General features: G+C 65.2%; 9 protein-coding genes and 1 pseudogene. 7 read left to right on the plus strand and 3 right to left on the minus strand.

Annotation, left to right across the window (positions count from 1 at the left end; translation table 11 throughout):
• Positions 1-432 carry a heavy metal-responsive transcriptional regulator gene (locus BST14_RS20720; RefSeq protein WP_007170246.1) on the minus strand — a complete coding sequence of 144 codons (432 nt, stop codon included), beginning with the start codon at positions 430-432 and terminating at the stop codon, positions 1-3.
• Between the two features lie 121 nt (positions 433-553).
• On the opposite strand from BST14_RS20720, the gene BST14_RS20725 reads away from it, so the two are divergent.
• From BST14_RS20725 to BST14_RS20740, 4 genes are all read left to right on the plus strand, one after another.
• The gene (locus BST14_RS20725) at positions 554-850 is read left to right on the plus strand and encodes a DUF1490 family protein (protein ID WP_033718771.1); all 297 of its coding nucleotides are present in this window, start codon (positions 554-556) and stop codon (positions 848-850) included.
• 55 nt (positions 851-905) lie between these two features.
• Positions 906-3,275 carry a copper-translocating P-type ATPase gene (locus BST14_RS20730; RefSeq protein WP_089150873.1) on the plus strand — a complete coding sequence of 790 codons (2,370 nt, stop codon included), beginning with the start codon at positions 906-908 and terminating at the stop codon, positions 3,273-3,275.
• An 11-nt stretch (positions 3,276-3,286) separates the two neighbouring features.
• A complete protein-coding gene (locus tag BST14_RS31720) occupies positions 3,287-3,625 on the plus strand; it encodes a transposase (protein ID WP_033718757.1) in 339 nt (112 codons plus the stop codon).
• A 143-nt stretch (positions 3,626-3,768) separates the two neighbouring features.
• Positions 3,769-4,032 (plus strand): hypothetical protein, encoded by a 264-nt coding sequence (locus tag BST14_RS20740; RefSeq protein WP_007172605.1) that lies wholly within the window; start codon positions 3,769-3,771, stop codon positions 4,030-4,032.
• On the opposite strand, the pseudogene BST14_RS29685 reads toward BST14_RS20740, so the two are convergent.
• A pseudogene (locus BST14_RS29685) lies at positions 4,029-4,190 on the minus strand (YnfA family protein); the annotation flags it as partial. The gene BST14_RS20740 and the pseudogene BST14_RS29685 sit on opposite strands and share 4 nt — an antisense overlap.
• A gap of 258 nt (positions 4,191-4,448) precedes the next feature.
• On the opposite strand from BST14_RS29685, the gene BST14_RS20745 reads away from it, so the two are divergent.
• Positions 4,449-4,700: a FitA-like ribbon-helix-helix domain-containing protein gene (locus BST14_RS20745; protein ID WP_083066242.1), complete on the plus strand. Its 252-nt coding sequence runs from the start codon at positions 4,449-4,451 to the stop codon at positions 4,698-4,700.
• Positions 4,697-5,113, plus strand: coding sequence for a type II toxin-antitoxin system VapC family toxin (locus BST14_RS20750; protein ID WP_083066243.1), 417 nt, complete (start codon positions 4,697-4,699; stop codon positions 5,111-5,113). Before BST14_RS20745 ends, BST14_RS20750 begins: the two co-directional genes overlap by 4 nt.
• Positions 5,114-5,279: 166 nt before the next feature.
• Here the strand turns inward: BST14_RS20750 and BST14_RS20755 are convergent, their stop codons facing one another.
• The gene (locus BST14_RS20755) at positions 5,280-5,597 is read right to left on the minus strand and encodes a type II toxin-antitoxin system Phd/YefM family antitoxin (protein WP_281252819.1); all 318 of its coding nucleotides are present in this window, start codon (positions 5,595-5,597) and stop codon (positions 5,280-5,282) included.
• Between the two features lie 57 nt (positions 5,598-5,654).
• Here BST14_RS20755 and BST14_RS20760 point away from each other — a divergent pair, with 57 nt between their 5' ends.
• A complete protein-coding gene (locus tag BST14_RS20760) occupies positions 5,655-6,299 on the plus strand; it encodes a TnsA-like heteromeric transposase endonuclease subunit (protein WP_158085909.1) in 645 nt (214 codons plus the stop codon).
• Positions 6,300-6,338: the final 39 nt, after the last annotated feature.

Raw genomic sequence — 6,338 nt, forward strand, 5'->3', positions numbered from 1 at the left:
CTAGTGGCCGGGACCGACGGTGGCGTCGGCATCCAGGTCGCTTTCCAGAATCCAGCACACCGTGGACTGGTCATGTTCGGTGGGCGCGGCGTGCGCCGCGTGGTCGAGAAGGGTCTGCAGGTGGCCTTCGAGGGCGACCAGTTCGGCGATCTGCGCGCGGACTTGGTCCAGACGGGTGTGCAGGACCTGTTGCACGTGCCCGCACGGCACCTCACCGCGGTCGTGGATCGCCAGGATTTGGCGCACCTTCTGCAAGGTCAGCCCGGCGGCTTGGCCCCGATGGATGAACCGCAGCCGATCCACGACCTCGGGCCCGTAGTCGCGGTACCCCGACGCCGTGCGTGCCGGTGGCGGGAGCAGCCCCGCGTTCTCGTAGAAGCGAATGGTTTTCGCGCTGGTATTGCTGAGTTTCGCTAGTTCGCCGATCTGCATGGAACCCATCCTTGACCTTCCACTGTACTGGAAGGTCAAGGATGGGTTCGTGTCGCTCCGCAGCGACCGTGGCCGACTGGTCACCGTTTGGCGGTGCAACGACGGGAAGGGAGTGCTTGGTATGGCGTGGCATGGGTTCTTGATGAAGGCGGCGCCCACGGTGGTAACCGGGGTGGTGGGGGTTGCGGCGTATGAGGCAGTGCGCACGGCCGTGGCGAAGGTTCCGTTGCGCACGGCAACCGTTGCTGTGACCGCGTGGGGCATCCGGGCCGCCCGCGAAGCGCAGCGCACGGCCGAAACGAACACGGAACAGATCCGATTGACGGTCGCCGACGTGGTTGCCGAGGCACGAGAGCGCGCCGGAGAGGACACCGAACCGGCGATCGTGACGAGCCCGGGCGACGGCCATGACGACTGAGGTCCTGCCGGCCGCCGACGCCACGGCGACGGTCGTATCGGACGCGTCCGGGCGGATGCGGCTGCGCATCACCGGATTTCATGTCGATGCGGTCCGGGCCGTCGCGATCGAGGAGACTCTGGCCACGGTGCCCGGTGTGCAGGCGGTGACGGCCTATCCGCGCACGGCATCGGTGGTGATCCAGTATTCGCCGCAGCGCTGCGACACCGCGGCGGTGCTGTCGGCGATCGGCGTAGCCGAGCACATCCCTGCAGAGTTGGTGCCCACCCGTGCCCCGCATTCCGGCGATGCGCGCACCCCCGGGGTGGTGCGCAAGGCCATCGGTGGACTCCGCCGATTACTGGGCGCCCGGCCCGATAGCGACGCGCCGCGCGACACCGAGGGTAGTGGCGGCTGCGGGCAGGGACAGGGCGGTGCGTGCGGCACGGCGTCCTCGGGTGAACTGAACAGGCGTGAGCAGCGGAACTGGTTGCGGCGGTTGTGGCTGGCCATGCCGTTGGCGCTGCTGGCGTCGGTGTCGACGATGGTGTTCGGCGCCTATCCGTGGGCGGGGTGGTTGGCGTTCGCGGCGACGGTACCGGTGCAATTCGTCGCCGGGTGGCCGTTCCTGCGCGGCGCGGTGCAGCAGGCGCGGGCGGGAAGCGCCAACATGGACACGCTGATCACACTGGGCACATTGACCGCATTCGGCTACTCCACGTATGAGTTGTTCGCCGGTGGCGCACTGTTCTTCGAGACGGCGGCGCTGATCATTGCGTTCGTGGTGCTGGGTCGCTATTTCGAGGCCAGATCCACGAGCAAGGCGTCGGAGGCGATCGGCAAGCTTTTGGAGATGGGCGCCAAGGAAGCCTGCCTGCTCGTCGGCGGGCAAGAAATTCTCGTGCCGGTTGATCAGGTACAAGTCGGAGACCTGGTACGGGTACGGCCTGGGGAGAAGATCCCGGTCGACGGCGAGATCACCGACGGGCGCGCCGTCGTCGATGAGTCAATGCTGACCGGCGAGTCCGTCCCGGTCGAAAAATCGGTGGGCGACCGTGTTGCCGGTGCGACGGTCAACATCGACGGGCTGCTGACCGTGCGCGCCACCGCCGTCGGCGCCGATACCGCGCTGGCGCAGATTGTGCGCCTGGTCGAGCAGGCACAGGGCGGCAAGGCGCCGGTACAGCGACTGGCTGACCGGGTCTCGGCGGTGTTCGTCCCGGCCGTCGTCGGGGTTGCCGCGGTGACGTTTGCCGGGTGGACGCTGATCGCCGCCAACCCGGTCGCCGGTATGACCGCCGCGGTGGCGGTGCTGATCATCGCGTGCCCGTGTGCGCTGGGCCTGGCCACTCCCACGGCGATCACGGTCGGCACCGGCCGCGGCGCGGAGCTGGGGATCCTGGTCAAAGGCGGCGAGGTGATGGAAGCGTCGAAGAAGATCGACACCGTGGTGTTCGACAAAACCGGCACGCTGACCCGCGCCCAGATGCGGGTCACCGATGTGATTGCCGGCAAGCGGCGCCAGCCCAATCTGGTGCTGCAGATCGCCGCCGCGGTCGAGTCGGGCTCCGAGCACCCCATCGGCGCGGCGATCGTCGCGGCCGCGCGCGAGCTGGGGTTGCAGATTCCGGCCGCCACGGCGTTCGCCAGCCTCGCCGGCCACGGGGTGCAGGCCCAGATCGACGGCCGCACCGTGCTGGTCGGACGTCGCACACTTGTCGACGACCACGAGCTGCTGCTGCCTGAGCACCTTGCGGCGGCGGCCGCCGAACTCGAAGAGCAGGGCCGCACCGCGGTGTTCGTCGGCCGCGACGACCACGTTGTGGGCGTGCTCGCCGTCGCTGACACGGTCAAGGACGACGCCGCCGACGTGGTCGCTCAACTGCACGCCATGGGCTTGCAGGTCGCCATGATCACCGGCGACAACGCGCGCACCGCCGCCGCGATCGCCACACAGGTCGGCATCGATCACGTCCTGGCTGAGGTGCTGCCGCAGGACAAGGTCACCGAGATCGAGCGGCTACAAGACCAGGGGCGGGTGGTCGCGATGGTGGGCGACGGCGTCAACGACGCCCCCGCGCTGGTGCAGGCCGATCTGGGCATTGCGATCGGCACCGGCACCGACGTGGCCATCGAGGCCTCCGACATCACGCTGATGTCCGGCCGGCTCGACGGTGTTGTGGAGGCGATCGCGCTCTCGCGGCAGACGCTGCGCACGATCCACCAGAACCTTGGCTGGGCCTTCGGCTACAACACCGCCGCGATCCCCCTAGCCGCACTCGGTCTGCTCAACCCGATCATCGCGGGAGCGGCGATGGGGCTCTCCTCGGTCAGCGTGGTCACCAACTCGCTGCGGCTACGCCGCTTCGGCCGCCACACCCGACAAGGATCGCCCCAGACCGCCCACATGGTGGACATCCCAGATAGCGCGACGTGGGATTCGTGAAGCCAGTAGGTATGCCACAACATCGGCGCTCATTCACCCCGCAGTATCGAGTCACGGCCGCGCACATGGTGATCGACGGGCAGCGGCGAGTCGCTGAGGTAGCCCGCCAGCTAAACGTGGACACGAGCCTGCTGCATACATGGGTGCGCGATGAGCGGTGGCTGATGTCCCAGGCCCGCAGCGGTGACGGCCAGCGGCCAGATGTCGCTGGCGAACAGCCGCTTTCGGTCCAGGAGCGAGCGGATTTGGTCCGGCTAGGGCAGACCGCAGCCGAGCAGGCGCAAGAAATGGCCGGCATAGACGCGTCTCGGCACACTTTGCGACCGCAGCAGCGGCGAGCCGCGGCTTGAACTCGCCGCAAGGGAGTGCGCCTGCCACGGCGTACCCGAAATCGCCGAGCTACCGGGCGCGTCGAACTCCGGCTGCAACTGTCACCGGGTCGCGAAAATTGACCCACCTGAGATGCTAATGACGGGTGTTGGGAGACCGTGGGATGCGGATTGAGATTCTGAGCAGCCCGGGCTGTCCGAACGCGGCAACGGCCCATGAAATGCTGGTCGACTGTTTGGCCGTGGTCGGGATCAACACGGCGATCGTTGAGCGGGTCGGACCCTTTCCGTCACCGTCGATACTGATTGACGGCACCGATGTGATGCGTCCCGATCGGCCGCCGACGGGTGACGTCTGTCGGTTGGATCTGCCCAGCCGTGACGTCATACTGACCGCGCTGCGACGGGCGATTGCGGCCGAAAGCTAGTGGCCGCGAGGAGCGTACATGTTCACGGCAACGCCGGCCAGGAAAACCAGGGGCGCCAAGCACGTCCCAGCGGCCGGGTCGGAACCCCTCGAGGGCCATACCCCACGCCAGCGAGCCGCCGACGAACACGCCTCCCCGTAGGCGGCCAGGATCCGGCCTATTTACCTCAGATCAGATGACAAACCACCCGCAACAGGATCGCCATTTGATCTGAGGCACCGCAGGTCAGACGCCCGCACCTGCCTCAGATAGAACGACAACGGACAGCTGTCCTTATCACCGGACGCGCGGCATTCTCCCTGAATCTGGGGCAAGTCGATGGCGACACGGTCAACGGGACCACCCGTCAAGTGCTGCGCAAACTCGACCGGCAAGGTCAGCCCACGACATGACTGATAGCATGATAGCATCGATGTGTGGCGCAGATTCTCATTCGTCAACTTGAAGACGACACCAAGACCAAATTGCAGCGACTAGCCCGCCAACACGGCCGCAGCACCGAAGAAGAGGCACGCGAGATCTTACGGAACGCAGTCCGCAACGTCGATAAACCGCCCGAACGGCTCGGGTCTCGTATCGCGTCGCGCTTCAAAAGCGTGGGCCTGACCGAGGACATACCCGAACTGCGGGGCCAGCCCGTCCAGCCTGCACAGTTCAACGAATCATGATCGTGCTCGACACCAATGTCCTGTCCGCGCTAATGCGGGACACACCCGATCCGGCCGTCGTGGAATGGCTCGATAACCAGCCCACCGAATCAATCTGGACGACATCGGTCACAGTATTCGAGATCCGCACTGGTATCGAACTTTTGACACCAAGCCGCCGACGCAAGCGGCTCGACGAGATCTTTTCTGAACTCCTCGATGAGGACCTCGACGGTCGTGTGCAATCCTTCGACCTGACCGCCGCGATCGCCGCCGGGGCCATCGCCGCCACCCAACAACGAGTCGGGCGAGCTGTGGAAATTCGAGATGTGCAGATCGCCGGCATCGCCGCATCCCGGCACGCAACTGTGGCCACCCGCAATACTCGCCACTTCGACGGAACAGGCGTCGACTTGGTCAACCCCTGGGACTGACATCGTGCCCCAGATGCATTGAGAATGCTCCAGATCGATCCGGTGATAACGTGCAGCTGCGAGTTCAATAGTTCGCCCTTGGCGTGCCGCATCTCGCCGGCGCCCCACCCCACTGGAGCAGCGCACATGCAAGTTTGTTGGCGACGGCGCGATACAGACCTTTGGGTTAAGAGCGCCGGGGTGGAACCTGGTAGGCAGCGCGGATCTCGTCCTCTCCGTAGGTGCGGCCAGCGGCGATGTCGGCCTCAGACTCGGAGATTGATTCGACGATGCCGGGCTGCGATAGCCAGTGCAGCGTCTCTTGCACCGACTCCCATTCATCGACACCGATCAGCAGCGCGGCCGGAACACCGTTCTGGGTGATCGTGATCTGGTCATGCGTGCGGGCGACGGTATCGACGTACTCGTTGAGCTTCGCCTTTACTTGGGAAATCGGAAGAATTCTCACATCCAACACCGTAAACCTGTGGTCGCGATTTGCCACTGGTCCAAATATGGCGCCGTATTCGGACCCGCTCCGACCGGGCGTGTCCAGAGGGTTGTGTCGGATGTCGGCAATACGATCAATGGCGTGCCCACTCATGGGCGCGCGGCGGCGCAGATTCGTAACGGCGAGCTGATTTACTACCGGCCCGCTGAGGGTGATCCCGTCGCTCAAATCCCAGTCGATGAACTGTGGTCATTGCCGCTCGAAGAATGTGCGCCGGTTCGCAAAGCAGTGTCGTACAAAGGCCAGAAGAACTTCACCGGCGAATGGTGGAGTTCGACGACAGAGTCGCACCTTCCCTTCGAATCGTGGGTAGAACGCGACTTCCTGGTCGCCGCCGACTTCGACCCGCATACCATCGGAATATCCGTACAGCCCTTCACCTTTCGCTTCCTGTCGGTCGCAGGCAAGCAGCGTGAGCACACGCCCGATGTATTCCTCCGGACCAGATCCGGTGACGGCGTAGTTGTAGATGTTCGGCCGGACCCGCTCGTCGATAGTGATTCACGCGAGTCATTCGAGGCGACCGCTGAGCTGTGCAGGCAAGTTGGCTGGTCTTTCTGTCGCGTTGCGGAGCAGCCTCCGATCCGGGCCGCGAATCTTCGCTGGCTTGCCGGCTATCGGAACCAACGAAACCGAAGGCAGGACTTCGCGACCGAACTGAACCGCCCCGGCGAGTCCGGAGACTTACTGGTTTGAGGACTCAGCCAGCGGCTGGTCTCCGATTCTGAGCGTAGT

The sequence above is a fragment of the Mycobacterium arosiense ATCC BAA-1401 = DSM 45069 genome (genome assembly GCF_002086125.1).
Taxonomy (GTDB): Bacteria; Actinomycetota; Actinomycetes; order Mycobacteriales; family Mycobacteriaceae; genus Mycobacterium; species Mycobacterium arosiense.